The 16,522-nt window shown below is 45.4% G+C and carries 10 protein-coding genes; 6 read left to right on the top strand and 4 right to left on the bottom strand.

Annotation, left to right across the window (positions count from 1 at the left end):
• Positions 1 to 57: 57 nt before the first annotated feature.
• The gene (moeB, locus tag QUB24_RS00185; protein ID WP_333149479.1) at positions 58 to 1,218 is read left to right on the top strand and encodes a molybdopterin-synthase adenylyltransferase MoeB; all 1,161 of its coding nucleotides are present in this window, start codon (positions 58 to 60) and stop codon (positions 1,216 to 1,218) included.
• Between the two features lie 47 nt (positions 1,219 to 1,265).
• Here the strand turns inward: moeB and QUB24_RS00180 are convergent, their stop codons facing one another.
• The 4 genes from QUB24_RS00180 to alaS form a co-directional block, all read right to left on the bottom strand.
• A complete protein-coding gene (locus QUB24_RS00180; protein WP_333149477.1) occupies positions 1,266 to 2,822 on the bottom strand; it encodes a hypothetical protein in 1,557 nt (518 codons plus the stop codon).
• The gene (locus tag QUB24_RS00175) at positions 2,809 to 3,168 is read right to left on the bottom strand and encodes a hypothetical protein (RefSeq protein WP_333149475.1); all 360 of its coding nucleotides are present in this window, start codon (positions 3,166 to 3,168) and stop codon (positions 2,809 to 2,811) included. The genes QUB24_RS00180 and QUB24_RS00175 overlap by 14 nt, the downstream gene beginning before the upstream one ends.
• 360 nt (positions 3,169 to 3,528) lie before the next feature.
• The gene (locus QUB24_RS00170) at positions 3,529 to 6,843 is read right to left on the bottom strand and encodes a CHAT domain-containing protein (protein ID WP_333149473.1); all 3,315 of its coding nucleotides are present in this window, start codon (positions 6,841 to 6,843) and stop codon (positions 3,529 to 3,531) included.
• Between the two features lie 401 nt (positions 6,844 to 7,244).
• Positions 7,245 to 9,959 carry an alanine--tRNA ligase gene (gene alaS, locus QUB24_RS00165; RefSeq protein WP_333149471.1) on the bottom strand — a complete coding sequence of 905 codons (2,715 nt, stop codon included), beginning with the start codon at positions 9,957 to 9,959 and terminating at the stop codon, positions 7,245 to 7,247.
• Positions 9,960 to 10,704: 745 nt separating this feature from the next.
• On the opposite strand from alaS, the gene QUB24_RS00160 reads away from it, so the two are divergent.
• The 5 genes from QUB24_RS00160 (at position 10,705) to QUB24_RS00140 (ending at position 16,491) form a co-directional block, all read left to right on the top strand.
• Positions 10,705 to 10,914 (top strand): hypothetical protein, encoded by a 210-nt coding sequence (locus tag QUB24_RS00160; protein WP_333149469.1) that lies wholly within the window; start codon positions 10,705 to 10,707, stop codon positions 10,912 to 10,914.
• 170 nt (positions 10,915 to 11,084) lie between these two features.
• The gene (locus tag QUB24_RS00155; protein ID WP_333149467.1) at positions 11,085 to 11,693 is read left to right on the top strand and encodes a hypothetical protein; all 609 of its coding nucleotides are present in this window, start codon (positions 11,085 to 11,087) and stop codon (positions 11,691 to 11,693) included.
• Positions 11,694 to 11,699: 6 nt separating this feature from the next.
• Entirely contained in the window at positions 11,700 to 14,399 is a 2,700-nt protein-coding gene (locus tag QUB24_RS00150; RefSeq protein WP_333149465.1) for an OmpA family protein, read from the top strand.
• A 2-nt stretch (positions 14,400 to 14,401) separates the two neighbouring features.
• Entirely contained in the window at positions 14,402 to 14,938 is a 537-nt protein-coding gene (locus tag QUB24_RS00145; RefSeq protein ID WP_333149463.1) for a Rab family GTPase, read from the top strand.
• Complete coding sequence (locus tag QUB24_RS00140) at positions 14,935 to 16,491, top strand: PAS domain-containing sensor histidine kinase (RefSeq protein ID WP_333149461.1); 1,557 nt, start codon at positions 14,935 to 14,937, stop codon at positions 16,489 to 16,491. Before QUB24_RS00145 ends, QUB24_RS00140 begins: the two co-directional genes overlap by 4 nt.
• The last annotated feature ends 31 nt before the right edge of the window (positions 16,492 to 16,522 follow it).

The raw sequence follows: 16,522 nt of genomic DNA, 5'->3' as shown, positions 1-16,522 counted from the left end.
AAAAATGCGAAAGATTCAGATAGGATGTAATTCAAAATCTGCGCTACACACAATATCATGCTAAATCCTAATCTGGAGGAGATCCAGCTCAACAAACAAGAATACGAACGCTACTCTCGCCACCTGATCCTGCCAGAAGTGGGATTGGATGGGCAGAAGCGTCTCAAAGCTGCCAGCGTGCTCTGCATCGGTACGGGAGGCCTCGGTTCGCCGCTGCTGCTGTATTTAGCAGCCGCCGGTGTTGGCCGCATTGGGATTGTAGACTTTGATGTTGTAGACCATTCTAATTTGCAGCGGCAAGTAATTCACGGCACTTCTTGGGTTGGGAAACCGAAGATTGAGTCGGCTAAAAATCGGATTTTAGAAATTAATCCTTTTTGTCAAGTTGATTTGTACGAGACTCGCGTTAGTTCGGAAAATGCGATCGACATTGCGACTCCTTACGATATCATTATCGACGGTACGGACAATTTCCCGACTCGCTATTTGATGAACGACGTTTGCGTGCTTTTAAACAAGCCCAACGTCTACGGTTCTATCTTCCGATTTGAAGGGCAAGCAACAGTTTTCAACTACGAAGGTGGCCCGAATTACCGCGATTTGTACCCGGAACCCCCGCCTCCTGGGATGGTTCCTTCTTGTGCCGAAGGTGGCGTTTTAGGCGTATTGCCTGGAGTAGTTGGCTGCATTCAAGCAACGGAAGCTATCAAGATTATCTTGGGTCAAGGCACTACTTTGAGCGGCAGATTGTTGCTTTACAATGCCTTAGATATGACATTCCGGCAATTAAAATTACGCCCGAATCCTGTGCGCCCGGTAATTGAAAAGTTAATCGATTACGAAGAATTCTGCGGCTTTAATCAACTAAAAACAGAGCAACCGCAAATTCCTGAGATGACTGTCAAAGAACTTAAGCAGTTAATCGACAGCGGTGCGAAGGATTTTGTATTGTTGGATGTTCGCAATCCCAATGAGTATCAAATTTGTCAAATTCCTGGGTCTGTTTTGGTTCCTTTGCCGGATATCGAACACGGCGCAGGTGTGGCTAAGGTCAAGGAATTGTTGAACGGCCACCGCTTGATTGCACACTGCAAAATGGGCGGGCGTTCTGCGAAGGCTTTGGGGATTTTGAAGGAAGCTGGAATTGAGGGGATTAATGTTAAGGGCGGAATTACTGCTTGGAGTGAAGAAGTAGACCCGTCTGTACCTCAATATTAAGGCTAATCTTTTTCTGGGGCGGGCGATTTGCCCGCCCGGAACCGGGATTATGTCGGCGGCAACTGTTTATTTCTATTTAGTAGATTCTTGAACTTACCTAGTAGATTCTTGGACTTGGCCAGTAACACAACCCCACCCCAAACTAGAGCCCCGGCACCGATACTAATCAACAATACGAAGGCAAAAGAATTAATTCCCACCTTCAGGAAAGGCAAAGGCAAAGCAACAATTTGATTCGGCGGGTCTTGTTTAATCAAATAAGGAGAACTGCCAGCCACTACCCCGGCTACTCCTAAACCAAAGCCGACAGCCTGAATCGTGACCTCTAATTTTGCATTCCGATAAGCTTCTTCGATCGCCACAATAGCTCTAATTGCCTCGGTTGCTTGGTCTAGCAAGCCGGAACCGTGTTTGAAATAGCCTAAATCTGCTTGAATCTGCCTTTGAAACTGCGGGCAAGTTTCTTTGCTGAATGTTTCGAGGAAACTTAAATCGGCATCACTATCATTGTACTTTTTAGCTGCTTTGATGTCAAGACTTATTTGATTTAATTTATCCTGGTAATTTTGGGCGTTAATTGCGATCGTATTTTGGCGAAACTCCAAATCAATCAGCATTCGGGCATACTTCACAGCCCGAGGTGGCATCTCAATCATCTGAGTTTCTAGATATTTTAATTCTTCCTCCTTTAAACCCGCACCTTTCGATTGCCTCTGCTGAGCTTGATCTCGCTGCAAATACTTAAAAGTCTTGTCAATATCCAGTTCAATTTGCTTGTATTCCTCGCGAGTCACGGCGTAAAGCTTGCGGCTGTCGTGATAAGCGCGAAGAATCTTATTTCGGTACAGAAACAAATCCATAAAATCACTGTACCGCGTCTCATCCCAGATTTCATCAGTTGTCGGACTGTTGAAAAACCAGATAATAACGTGGCAGTCGGTATCTTGCCGACTCGGATTGCCGTATTCTAAAATCGGGCTACCGAACAATTCGCCTTGACGGTAAAAATCGGGCAGATTTTGACCAGAAATCAACTTTTCTAGACACTGTTTGCCTAAACTTCTGAGAAACTGCGAATCTGCCCGCGCCGCCTGATTTTGTTCGACACTCAGCCAAGCTGTAAGCAGCAGAGTTTGCCCGAAATAACTCTGCACGAAATCCGGTAGCAAGCAGTTATCGGGATTAAATTCCTTGAAGATGCTAACATCGACAGCAGGTGTTTTAATGCCGTTAACTTTTTCGGGAACAAAAATTTTTAAACCCAGGGCATAGCTGTCATCAATTCGCAGCGGTAGGGCAAAACCCTTGACAGGAATTTGCTGATTCTCAACCGAAATCTCCTTAGCAAAGGCAAGGGAATTGCGGTTGCCAACAACTTGTTTATTAATTAGGTTAACTCGGAAGCCGACAGGTTCCTCTTTTTTGTGCAAATAGCTGTCCTTAAATTTTGTAGTGACTGCTAATTTAGTTTGCAAAATCTCATCGCACTTCTGCCACAAACTGGCGGATTCCACAGGGGAATTTGACTCTGATTCTAGGGCGTTGCAGAGGTGAAAGGCAAATAAATAAACGTTGGGGGCATAGATTTTGCTAGTTGGAGTCATTGCTGGTATCTGATTGATTATTTGCTGCGATTTCTTGAAGTTTTTTGTAGCTATCTTCAATGCTGGTACGCAGAGTTTGAGTGATATTGGTTAGCGGCGGTGTTGTACTTGGGGTGGGTTCGCCCGCATCGTCGAAATCTTTTCGCAGACAATCTCTTAATTGTTCTCCTAAGTCGCGTTGTATACACCAATTTTTGATAGCTTCAGCAATTGAAGATTCATTATCTGCTAAGTTGGCTATTTCGTCTTCTAAGTTTGGTAAATCGCGCCATGCTTCCGGCAAGAAAATGCTCTGTTCTTCCTTCAGCCAGTATAGAAAGGTAGCGATATCTTTGTGAATTTTCACTGTAAAATCCTCCGTTAATAAAATGTGATTTACTTGGGCGGGCATTGTCAGCTAGTGGTGTCAATCAACACGCTCTTTCCCGAAGTCCGGCAGGGAATGAATTCCCTGCCTCAAAGCGAAAGTCCTCTGAAGAGGACTAATACCAAATTTAGCTTAAGTACCCCATTTATCTTGCTTGTCTGCGGAGGCAGACTTAGTTTAACAAGTAGCGGTTGTAACCGCCGAATCATAAAGGAGGTGAATAACTCGAATTAAGTATAACTCTTCAGTCCTCTTCAGAGGACTTTCGCTATTAGCCAGGGAATTCATTCCCTGGCGGCCTTTCGGTTTAACCTAAAACCATTATAATACCCACCCGATCTAATATCCAGTAGCACAGAATGCCGCCCAATACTTAGGATGAACAAAAGGCTGCTTACCTTTGGGTATATAACTTAACCACTCTTTCACACTTTCTCTAGATTTTTCATCTAAATTTAACAATCCTACCCAAACTCGAAAATCCTCCATACTCACCCCGCGCATCCAGTTTTGCGCCGCATTCAAAGCGAGGGCTACTGAATCTGCATCCGGCAATTCCTGATAAAATTTAATCATCAAAATTGCGGTGGCAAAATCATCGACAGCCCACAGACTGCTGACAACATTCATGCTACCCGCATACAAGAAACCGCTGGGTAAACCAATGTATTCATCCGTCATTGCGGTTGAGGTGGTTAACCCGGTTTCGCAGGCGGAAAGTGTGACGAGACTGCACTGCGGTAACTGCAAATCAGCAAAGATTTCTCGCAGGGTGAGGCATTTTTCTGGGATGGCTTTTCTGCCGCTGCGTAGGGTGACATAGCGCTGTTTTTCAGCGGGCTGATTTGACTCTGGGGGCGGGGGTGAGGTTTGCGGTTCCAGGGAATCGGCTAAGACTAGGGATGACTGCAGCGGATTGTCAAAGTTGAATACGCCGTGACAGGAAAAGTGCAGGTAGTTGGCGCTTGAGAGGTTTTCTCGGTTTTCGTTGAGGGCGGTTTTTGTGGCTTGTTTTTTGAGTAAAATTTGATGCGGATTGAATCGGGTTTTGATGGTTTCTACCTCCATGTCGGCGTTGAATAAGTCTTCGGTGGGATTCTGGAGGGCAAATAGTTGTTGTTGATTTGGTGGGGGGGAGTTTCTGGTGGTGATGCGATTTTTTACGAGTTCCAGCAGTTGCAAGCTGGGGGCGTATTTTACGCCTGCGGGGAAGCAGTCTAACAAGTACCTCGTAGGGGCGGTGCCCCCGTGCCCGCCCTCTGAGGTGAATTGTAGGGCGTGGAGGGGGAATAGGTGCAGGTAGCGGTGGGGTACTAGGATTAGTTGTTTGCAGTTGGGGGGGATGTGGGCGATTATCTCGTTTAGTCGCAGGATTTCTGAGAGTTTTTGGAGTTTTTGGGATAGGGTTTTTTGCCAGGTTGTGTTGGTGTTTTTGTTGCGGTATTCGTCGAGATAGTTGTTTTTCCAGGTTTCTAATTCGGCTATTTCGGTTGTAGTATATGTGACTGGTTTTATGCTGTCGCGGGTGATGATGAAGGCTGATCCGCCCCAGCTATCCTCGGAGTTGGAGTTATTGCCGATGTACCATTCTATGATTGCTGTTTCGGTGTCTAAGGTTTGTTGGAATTTGGTGATGTCGATGGGTTCGACTTTTTGAGTTAGGGTGAATTCTGGTTCTCGCTGTTTTATCTGTTCCAGCAGTTGTGTTAGTTGCTGTGATGTTGTTTCTAATTTGGCTTTTTGTTGTTGGAAATATTCGGGGCTGAGGCTGCGGGTTTGGGTTATGCGTTGTGAGGGAGAGGGCGGGCACGGGGGCACCGCCCCTACAACGGGGGGAGAAAGAGGGGGAGGAGATGGGGTTTCTGTTTCTAGGAATTGTTGGGAGGCTGCGATTTGGCGGCGCAGGTTTTGGAGTTGCTGTTTCTCGGTTTCGGTGGCTGTTTTGGGGTAGATTTCGCTGTTGGTGAAGAGTTCGACTAGGTAGCGGGATTTGCTGCGTTCGATTGTTTGCAGGGCTTTGTCATATTGTTGGTGATTGATGCAGGATTGCATCATTTTTTCGTAGACATCGAGATTTTCTTCGATAATTTCTCGTTTGCGGTTGTCCGAGGTTATCCACTCGCGGGTTTGTTCGACTGCTTCGATGGCTTTTTCGTAGCCGAATATGCCTGTTTCCCACAAGCTTTCTGCAAATCCTAAATTGCCTAGATTTCTGCCTGTTCTCAGACAGTCAATTGGCAAAGTTGTGGGAGTGCAAACTTGTAAACCAGCTTCATAAAACTTGATCGCCTTTTCGATATTCTCATCCCGTTCTCCTTTGATTCTGTCACTGTAAGCATTTGCCAAATTATTTTGAGTCGGTGCCCAATCTTGGGGAAAAGCATCGCGGGTGTAAACTTGTAAAGCTGCTTCAAAAAATGCGATCGCCCTTTCGATATTCTCATCCCGTTCTCCTTTGATCCTGTTACGGTAAGCTTCTCCTAAATTATTTTGAGTCATCGCCCATTGTTGCGGGAAAGCTGCGCGGGTGTAAACTTCACTAGCTGCTTCAAAAAATGGGATCGCCCTTTCGATATCCTCACCCCGTTCTCCTTTGATTCTGTCAATGTAAGCAATTGCCAAATTATTTTGAGTCATCGCCCAATCTTGCGGAAAAGCTGCGCGGGTGTAAACTTGTAAAGCTGCTTCATAAAATGCGATCGCCTTTTCGATATTCTCACCCCCTTCTCCCTTGATTCTGTCACTGTAAGCATTTGCCAAATTATTTTGAGTCATCGCCCAATTTTGCGGGAAAGCATCGCGGGTGTAAACTTCACTCGCTGCTTCAAAAAATGCAATCGCCTTTTCGATATTCTCACCCCGTTCTCCTTTGATTCTGTTACGGTAAGCTTCTCCCAAATTATTGTGAGTACCTGCCCATTGTTCCGGAAAAGCAGGGCGGGTATAAACTTCACTAGCTGCTTCAAAAAATGCGATTGCCCTTTCGATATTCTCACCCCGTTCTCCCTTGATTCTGTCACTGTAAGAATTTGCCAAATTATTTTGAGTCATCGCCCAATTTTGCGGGAAAGCATCGCGGGTGTAAACTTCACTAGCTGCTTGATAAAATGCGATCGCCTTTTCGATATTCTCACCCCGTTCTCCTTTGATTCTGTTATTGTAAGCATTTGCCAAATTATTTTGAATAGCTGCCCATTGTTCCGGGAAAGCAGGGCGGCTGTAAACTTCACTAGCTGCTTCATAAAATGCGATCGCTTTTTCTAGATTATCCTGCCTTTCTCCTTTGATTCTGTTCCTGTAAGCATTTGCTAAATTATTTTGAATATCTCCCCATTTTTCGGGATCATCATATCGGTTAAAAATTTTCATGACCACCTCGTAGCCTGCAATGGCAATTTCCATATTGCTGCTTTTGCTACCCTGTGGAAACTGTGCAATCAAGTTACTGAAGTTGAAAATATTAATAATAATGTCTCTAGCTTGGCGGGAATTCTTTTCTGCTATTATTTTAGTTGCCCACTTCCGTAAAAATCCCGCAAAATCATCATCTATCCGTTTTCCCTTGGCTTTCAGGATGGCGATTTGTGCTTCTTCGTTGGGGGAGTTGATCAGGGATTCGATCAGGTCGAAATAGGTTTGTTTTTTGCTTTTCATTGCACTACCCATGTTTGAGATATTTTACATTTTTTGCGCGGGAAAAACCAGGGATTTTTGCACAATACCTTTACCCAGATTTTGTAGGGGCGGGTTCCACCAACAATATCTAACGAATACCAACAATCTAGATAAACCCGCCCCCCACCACCGATCGCCCACATCAACCTGGAATTTGCATCGCATCGGAAAATGTAGGTTGGTATTTTTCGTTGGGGGGGGCGGGTTTTCGAGATTGTCGATTATTGACGATTATGGTTGGTGAACCCGCCCCTACAAGCACCATGTACATTGTGATTTATGGTTGGGTGGGGGCGGGTTTATCAGATTGTCGATTATTGGCAATTATGGTTGGTAAAACCCGCCCCTACAGTTTCCCCGAAATCACCTAATCCGGCTAATTACCCCAACCCTTCAACTAACAAATTGCGAGCACTTTCCAACGCTTCCTGCAACTTACTTGCATCGCGTCCCCCAGCTTGCGCCAAATTCGGTCGCCCGCCGCCTTTTCCGCCGCAAATTTGAGCAATTCCCCCGATAAACTTGCCAGCTTGCAATCCTTTCTTATTGACTTCAGGACTAAAAGCTGCTACCAAACTTACCTTGTCCGGTTCAGGAATTGATGCCAAAACAACCGCAGCATTTCCTAACTTTTGCTGCAATCTTTCCGCCGCAGTTTTCAGCGCTTCTGTATCCACATCTCCCAATTGAGCTACAATGATTTTGAATTCGCCGAGATCCTCCGCCGCACTCAGCAACTGGTCGGATTTCGCGATCGCCAATTCCGACTTCACAGCAGCCAAATGTTTCTGAGTATCCTTCAACTCATTCTGCAAATTAGTAATCCGGTTCGGCAATTCTTCAGGCTTCGCCTTAAATCGATCGCCCAAATCGCGCACCACCTTATCCCGCACATTCAAATAGTCCAAAACAGCTTGGCCGGAAACCGCTTCAATCCTGCGAGTTCCCGCCGCTACCCCCGCTTCGGAAACAATCTTAAACAGCCCGATTTCTGCGGTATTGCTGACGTGAGTTCCGCCGCACAATTCCATCGAAACGCCGGGAAAATCGATTACCCGCACCACATCGCCGTACTTCTCGCCAAACATCGCAGTCGCGCCTTTTTCTCTCGCAAGGGCGATCGGCATTTCTGCAACGACCGCAGCGTGCGCCTCAGCAATCCAACTATTAACTAAATCCTCAATTTTCTGCAACTCTTCTGCTGTGACAGCGCGCGGAGAATTGAAATCAAACCGCAATCTTTCTGACGATACCAGCGAACCAGCTTGCGAAATCGAATCGTCTACAATTTTCCGCAAAGCTGATTGTAATAAGTGAGTTGCTGTGTGGTTAGCCTGAATTCGGCGGCGACCGCTATTGTCAATCTTCGCAGTAATACTATCGCCAACTCTCAGCGTTCCCCGTTCCACAAAGCCGAAATGCACGAAGAAATCCGATTCCTTCTTCACATCATCAACTCTTACTAACAAACCCTCTCCCTTCTCTCCCTGAATGCTGCCATTCAAATAACCTTTATCCCCAATTTGTCCGCCGGATTCTGCATAAAACGGCGTTTGGTTCAAAACAACTTGTACCTCAGTACCCGCCGTTGCTTCCTCCACAGATTTGCCGTCAACCAAGATAACTTCCACCTCAGCTAAACTCGACAATTCAGCATAACCGACAAACTCAGTTCCTTGGATTGTTTCAGCCAACTTATCCAAAGAACCCTGCACCGTCAAATCGATTGTTTGGCGAGCATTTTTAGCGCGAATTTGCTGTTCCTCCATCGCCGCTTCAAAGCCGTCCAAATCCACAGAAATTCCCTGTTCCTCAGCAATTTCTTGAGTCAGTTCTAAGGGGAAACCGTAGGTATCGTAAAGAGTGAAAGCATCTTGACCAGAAATCTCTACTGTGGGGAGTAGGGGTTGGGCATCTTGCCCGCCCTGAGAAACCGACAGGCGAGACGCCTGTTCCACAAGAGCTTTTTTGAGAATTTCCTCCAGCAGCTTCTCTCCGCGTTCCAAAGTCTTGAGAAACTGCGCCTCTTCCCTTGCCAATTCCGCCTTAATTTGAGCTTCCCGCTGCCGCACGTTCGGATAAGCAGCTTCCGAAAGGGCGATCGCACTTTCAGCCACCCGCACCGTAAATTCGCCCTGAATTCCAATCAGCCGCCCGTGGCGCACCACCCGGCGAATCAACCGGCGCAAAATGTAACCCCGACCAACATTCGACGCGCGAATTTCGTCTGCAATCATGTGCACCACAGACCGAATGTGATCGCCAATTACTTTCAACGAAACCTTGACTTTTTCATCGCTATTGTGGTAATCAATTCCGGCAAGTTCTGCGGCAGATTGAACGATGGGAAAAATCAAATCTGTTTCGTAATTATTGGGGACTTTCTGGAGGATTTGCGCCATCCGTTCCAATCCCATGCCAGTATCAATATTTTGATTTTGCAGGGGTGTTAAATTGCCCTCTGCATCTTTATTGTACTGCATGAAAACCAGGTTGTAGAATTCAATAAACCTGGTATCATCTTCGAGGTCAATCTTGTCGCCTCTCTCTGGGTGAAAATCATAGTAAATCTCCGAACACGGGCCGCAGGGGCCAGTCGGGCCGGATTGCCAGAAATTGTCATCTTCTCCCATGCGTTGAATCCGATCGCCCGGAATGCCAATTTCATCGCGCCAAATCGCAAAAGCTTCGTCATCTTCTCGGAAAACGCTAACAACCAAATTCGACGCTGGTAAACCGAAAACTTCCGTGGAAAGTTCCCACGCCCAGGCGATCGCCTGTTTCTTGAAATAATCCCCGAAACTGAAGTTGCCCAACATCTCAAAAAACGTGTGGTGGCGGGCGGTGCGGCCGACGTTTTCGATGTCGTTGGTGCGGATACACTTTTGAGAAGTCGTGGCGCGCGGTGATTCGGCGGTGCGCTGTCCGAGGAATATCGGCTTGAATTGTAGCATTCCGGCGATCGTCAGCAACACCGTCGGATCTTCGGGCACCAAAGAAGCACTCGGCAATATCTTATGTCCCCGCTGGGCATAAAACTGGAGAAACGTTTCGCGGATTTGGCTACCACTGAGAAACTTAGGAGAAATAGTCATGACAAGAACTGTTAAGTATGTAAAGATGTAGCAACAATAGAATTTATAGGACTTTTGCACGGGTGTCCAGAAACCGGGTTTTTCAACCAAAATACTTGCTTAAAATCCTCAATCTCGGTGAAAAAACCCGGTTTCTTTGTTCGGAGTGCGTGAGTGCTAACTTACATCTATTTGGATATTCATATCATTATACTTAGTAATGTAAAGACCTATCAAGTTTTGCAAATTGTGCTTTACTCCTCGGAAAGCTCATGCTAACTTAATAATAGACACCGGGACAGAAAGAGAAAGGAGGTCGCTATATTTAGAAAGAAAGTTCGAGGATATAGACATGGTGTCTCCGGTCTAGATTCCCAGGCGCAGCAGAAATTAACCGAACAAAACTTGGAATAGTGGCGAACTGCCGATCGAGCAGTCAAGCCAAACCGCAGTCAAGTAAGACTTAGTTGTCGTTGCGGATTAAAAGTAAAGCTGCACAAGTTGTACACCCTAGTAAGTAAAAGTTCTCCACCGGAAACACATCTCGTTTGTTAGAAAAAACAAAGTTCTCATATTATTGGGTCTGATCGCTGTCGATCGGGCCCTATGAATTTTTATAGGGCGATCGCAGGATTCGAGGATTCGAGGGGGAGAGATCGGCCGAGTTCGACTGTATAAGTGCTTTCTGGTCAAAGGCAACATCCCTCGGAGCCGATCGGCGAGCGATCAGTGCAGCCTTGGAGTTATATATTATATATAATGGGACGTGGAGCAAGCCCACCCGCTTTTTGCCGGGACTCCAGCGCTGTGGTATGAGGCACTGTCAAGATGGGATATCATTGAGGATGTCACTCAAGACATTAAAACCTACCCGGCTGTGCTGTATAGCAGGAAAGTCTACGCTCCTCTGAGCTTGCTGCAAGCCAAGGATAGCCAACCGCCATTTTTGGTGACAAGACCAGGCTCAAAAATTTGAATCTCAGGATATTTAGAGTCAAAACTCTAAAAAATCCCATCCCCGACGCAGGGGTGAGAGTTCAAAAAATAACAGCCCGCCCCGTCAAAAAAGCTAGTGCCACCAACAACGCTAGTAAATCACTAGCACAGTTCTTAAACTCACAATTTCCGGAGATTCCAGGTGCAAGTATGGCCGAAATAACTAAAGAAGAAATGCGCGAACGGCTGGGAAATATTGACCAGATCCGGGATATAATTTTCGGGGCGCAGCTTAGAGAATACGACAATCGCTTCGATAAAATAGATTCCGACTTGTCGATGATGCAGCAAGATATGCAAACTCGCATCGAACAAGTAAAAACAGTTCTTTCAGGAGAAATGAGGGCTGCAGTTGATTCGCTAGAAAAGAAAGTTAAATCGCTCACCTCAAACACCCAAGAAGAAAGTGCAGACATCCGTCAGCAAGTCGATCGCATTAACCGCAAATTCTCCAGCAGCGTGGAAGCCCTGGACGAGGCTATAGACAATCAAACCAGTTCGCTTCGCGACGAACTCTCCAAAACCAGAGATCGACTATCTGAAGAAAGCCGCACTTTGAAAACACAGGTCTTTGAAGAGCTCGATCGCCGCTTTTCCATGCTCAGAGATGTTAAAGTTTCTAGAGACGACATGGCAGAAATTCTGTTTGAACTCGGCATGAGGCTCAAAGGAACAGAATTTGTACCCGAACTTAAAGGCGTTGCGGATAATAAGTTAAATACCGAATTTCTGTTGCCGGAGCGCCACCATCACGGATAATAACGCATGGCTTTACCGAAAGAAAATCCGGCTGACACAAATGAGTTAGAGGGTTTTGTTTCTCAACCTGACGAGTCTGCTGCGGATGCAGCAACCCAGCTAGAACCCTTGCTGAATCTGTTAGTAGATCTCAAAATTTTTGCGGGTTCCAACCAGCAAAATGCAGAGCCCGAAGATGACAGCAGCGGAGAAAATAATCAAGCTGGGGCCCTCGGCGGGTTGATGGATTTGTTAGGTATTTCGGAGCAAGCGCCAGAGGAAGTGGCAGCGAGTGTACCCGAAACAGGATCTCGCCAACCGGAGTCGGGCGATGCCCCACCTGTTGCAGACGAGTTCCAAAGTTTGCTATTCGCTACTCACAAACTCAACAGTTCAGAACTGGAAAAAGACTATTCCTCAGCTAAAACTATAGATGTTTCCGCGATCGCCCAGCCGGATTTGGAGGAGGAATCACAGCCTGTCGAAGAATTGTCTAACTTGACAATGAAAGATTCTCTACAGTACGTACAGGCTCAAAAATCTTACGGGTTCGATCGGCATTTACAGGATGTTTCCGCAACCGATTCCGAGTCAAAATCCTCGGAAATTCCCAATGAATTCATAGTTTCCACAGTCTCAGATCCACCAGAAACTGCATATTTAAATGCTGCGGTGGCTTTGCCTCTAGAAATTCCCAACTTACGAGAACAGCCCGCAGAAATATTAGGTCAAATTAAACAGGATTTAAATGAAGCCGACAGCGCGATGGAAAGGCTGCAAAATCTGATGTTCGGCTCAAAAATGTCGGATATAGAGCAAGTCAAAAATCTTCTGGCAGAAAACGACTTGCCGGGGGTGCGCCACCTGATGGGAACAATCAACGATAAATTAGGAAAATTGGAGCACCAAATCTACGAACCCCAAGAGTTGATTCAGTTGATGCTGCCTTGGATCGCAGAAATTCTCAGCCGCAAAATTGCCGATTCCAGAGAAGAAGTTGTCAAGGCGATGGTGCCAATTATTGACGAAGTGATCAGGGCAAAAACTCAGGAAAACAAGTCGGCAATGAGTGCGGCAATAGCTGAGTTGCTTCCCGACGCACTTTCTCAACAAATAGTGAATTCGCCAGCGGATATTGCCAAGGCGATCGCCCCAGAAATTGGTCTGGCAATTAAAGAGCAAATTCGCCTTGACCAAGAGTCGATCGCCCAAGCCCTCGCCCCCGAAATGGGCAAAGCGATTACAGCCCAAATAAAACTCGAACGCGACTCTATGGTGGATGCCCTCTATCCCGTAATTGGCAATACTATTTCCCGATACATGGCAGAAGCTATCAAGACAATCAATGAAAAAGTGTCAAATGCCCTCAGCGTCGAAGGAGTTCAGCGCAAAATTCGCTCCAAAGTACAAGGAGTCTCCGAAGCTGAATTAATCCTCAAAGAATCAATACCCTTTACCGTCCAAGCAGCATTCTTAATTCATAAAGCATCAGGCTTGGTTATTTCCGAAGTTCAAAACTCAGAAAGCTACCAGTTAGAATCAGAAATGGTAGCAGGAATGCTGACAGCTATTCGCAGCTTTGTTAACGAGTGCATCGTGCAGCCGGGAGAAATTTCCGAACTCAATCAAATTGAATACGGCGACTCAAAAATTATGCTAGAAGTAGCGGGATATTGCTACATGGCCGTCGTGATAAAAGGAGAACCGCCACAGTCGTTCATCAACAAACTGCGGCAAACAGTTAGTAATCTCATCCTTAATTATGCTAAAGTAATTCACGAGTTTAATGGCGACCCCGGTACTATACCGGAGTCGCTGCACCCGTGCATAAAAAGTTTATTCGACCCGCTGCAAAAAGAAAAATCAACAAAACCCCCGATCGCCCTAGCGGCTATCAGTTTAGCCGCCCTGAGCTTAATCTTAGTACCTTGGGGGATTTATCAGTATCGCAGCAACATTTACCGTCGCCTCGAAGCAAATGCCCTGGCAGCTTTAGCATCCACTCCCCAATTAGCAGTTTACCGCTTAGATGTTGCAGTTGATGGCAAAACTTTAAAGCTAACCGGAAAGTTGCCAAATCAAGAATTGCGGGCACAAGCTGCAAAAATAGCCGCATCAACTGCACCGAAATTGCAATTAGATAATAGAATTCTAGCTGTAGATGTCCCCCCAGATCCAGTTTTGACGGCGGCCGAGGTACAGCGGATTACCGCTGTTTTGAATCAGAAAGAGGGCCTTTCTATTTCTACGCGGTATGGCGATCGCAAAGTTACAGTAGAGGGTACTGTTAGAGACGGTGCAGACGCACAGAAAATAGCTCAGTCCCTGAAGCAGATTCCCGGTGTTCAATCGGTGATTAGCACAATTAAATTAGATCCGCTGAAAATTACAAGCCGCATTTACTTCCAGCAAGGAACGGCAAAATTAGACCCTACATACGGAGAAATCATCGCCAGTGTCAAAAATTTCATGGATCAATATCCTCAAAAACAGATTAAGATAATTGGGCACAGCGATCGAACTGGGGAAATTTCTACAAATCAACAGTTGTCGCTGAGGCGTGCCGCAGCAGTGCGAGATGCTTTAGTGCGGCAGGGTGCTGACCCAAAGCGCCTCCAAACGGTTGGCATCCCCCATCCTCCTGCCGACGTGGAACCCAATCAACCACGACTTTTAAGCAGATGCGTGGTATTTGAACCAATAACTAACACCATAAACAGTAAATAATTATGTCAGTTACTATAGCTAAAAAAATGTGTATGATCGGCGATTTTGGTGTGGGCAAAACCAGCCTGATCCGCCGTTTTGTCGATCGGCAATTCACCGACCAATACCTCTCCACCGTGGGAGTAAAAATTTCTCGCAAAAACGTAGAATTAGAAAACGTAAAACAGCGGGAAAACGTGACTGCACAGTTGCTGATTTGGGACTTAGAAGGGCATACAAAATTCAAAGGAATAGCACCTACTTACTTGCAGGGAGCTAGTGGCGTTTTAATCGTTGCCGATGTCAGCCGATCCGAAACAGTTGAGCGAATCTCCGAACACATTCAGCTTTATTCTTCCGTCAATCCTAAAGGGTCAATTATCGTCGCTTTGAACAAAGTAGACTTAATTGACGAGGAAAAATTGGCGCTGCTAGTGGAAATGTCCCATGCGATAGGTCAAGACAAAGTAATAGCAGTTTGCACGACATCTGCTAAAACCGGCAAAGACGTTGACGAAATTTTCTACAAACTAGCTTACACAATGGTAGAACAAGTATGAACCCCCTGTTAAGAAAGCTGTTAGGCCCGCGACAAACACAGTATTTTCTAGTAAATCACCATTTCATCATTCAGGAAACCTCCGCCGAAGTGCAGCATTATGCCGATACTCCGGGCGACGCGATACCAGGTGCAGATGCTCGCCTGAGTTTTCCCGAACTGATTGGCATTGAAAATATCCTCATGTCTATCATTATGGGACGGCTCCCTGGTTTTGAAATCAAAGGTATCGCTCGGTTTGCAGACCCGAACCGCCCTTTATACTTTGATATGTTGGCTATCAAATATGAAGAAGAACAAGAATATGTGCCAAGTAAATTGCTAATTTTGATTGAAGATACCACCGAAAAGATGGTAATGAAGCAATCGTTGATTCAGAGGGCGAATGAAGCTAATCTGTTGGTTAGTGCCTTAGCCGCTTCTAAAGATTATATAGATAAAGTTATTCGTTCGATGGGCGATGCTTTGTTGGTGACAACAACATTAGGAACTATCAAAACAATCAATCAATCGGCCCAATGGTTATTTGGGTATAGCGAAGCAGAATTAATTGGCCATCCCCTGTGTTTAATATTAGTAGAAGAAACATTAATTTACCAAGCTCGCCACCGCTATATTTTGTCTCAGAAAGAGCTGCGTAGAGAACTAGAAATAGTCTGCACTACTAAAGCAGGAGAAGAAATTTGGGTAGAATTTTCCTGTTCGGCAATTCAGACAGAATTAGAGGGACTTTACGATTTCATTTATATAGGCAGGGACATCACAGAACGCAAACAACAAGAAATAGAAATTCGTCGCTCTTTGGCAAAAGAGCAAGAACTCAGACAGGTAAAATCTCGTTTTTTCTCGATGATCGCTCACGAATTCGGCAATCCTTTAAATACAATATTATTTGCTACTAAAATCCTCCAAGACTACGGCGACGAAATCACCCACGAGGAAAAACAAGAATACCTCGCACACGTTAAATCCGCATCTAAACACATGGCTCAGCTATTAGATGACGTGCGGTTGCTCAGCAGCGCCGAAGCCGGAAAACTCGAATTCTATCCCGCACCAGTTGACTTAAAAAAATTTTGCAGCGAGTTAGTAGAATCAATTAAAATTAGTTATGGAAAAAATCATACAATTAACTTTATTTATCAAGAATTAGTTACGCCAGCTAAAAAATATGATACCGACTCGCAGGAAACGCAACATTTGCCCGCACTAGATCCAAAATTGCTGCGGCACATCTTGACAAATTTGCTGTCAAATGCTGTCAAATATTCGCCGATCGACAGCAATATTTATTTTGAATTAAATTGTCAGAATAATGAAGAAGCCACATTTAAAATTAAAGACGCAGGCATTGGCATTCCTATCGAAGACCAAGAACAACTCTTTGAATCTTATTATCGAGCCAAAAATGTCGGAAAAATACCCGGTACAGGACTGGGTTTATCCATAGTCAAGCAGTGTGTAGATTTGCACGGAGGTCAAATCGAATTTTCCAGCGAGATCGGGTTAGGCACTACCTTTATAGTCAGAATTCCCTTTGAGAAACAGAGATAAATAGATGGATTTTCGATTATTCGATACACAG

Origin of the sequence: Microcoleus sp. B9-D4, from assembly GCF_036705105.1 — a bacterium.
Lineage (GTDB): Bacteria > Cyanobacteriota > Cyanobacteriia > Cyanobacteriales > Microcoleaceae > Microcoleus.
Note: the sequence above shows the minus strand (reverse complement) of the source record. Positions and strands in the feature narration are given on the sequence as shown.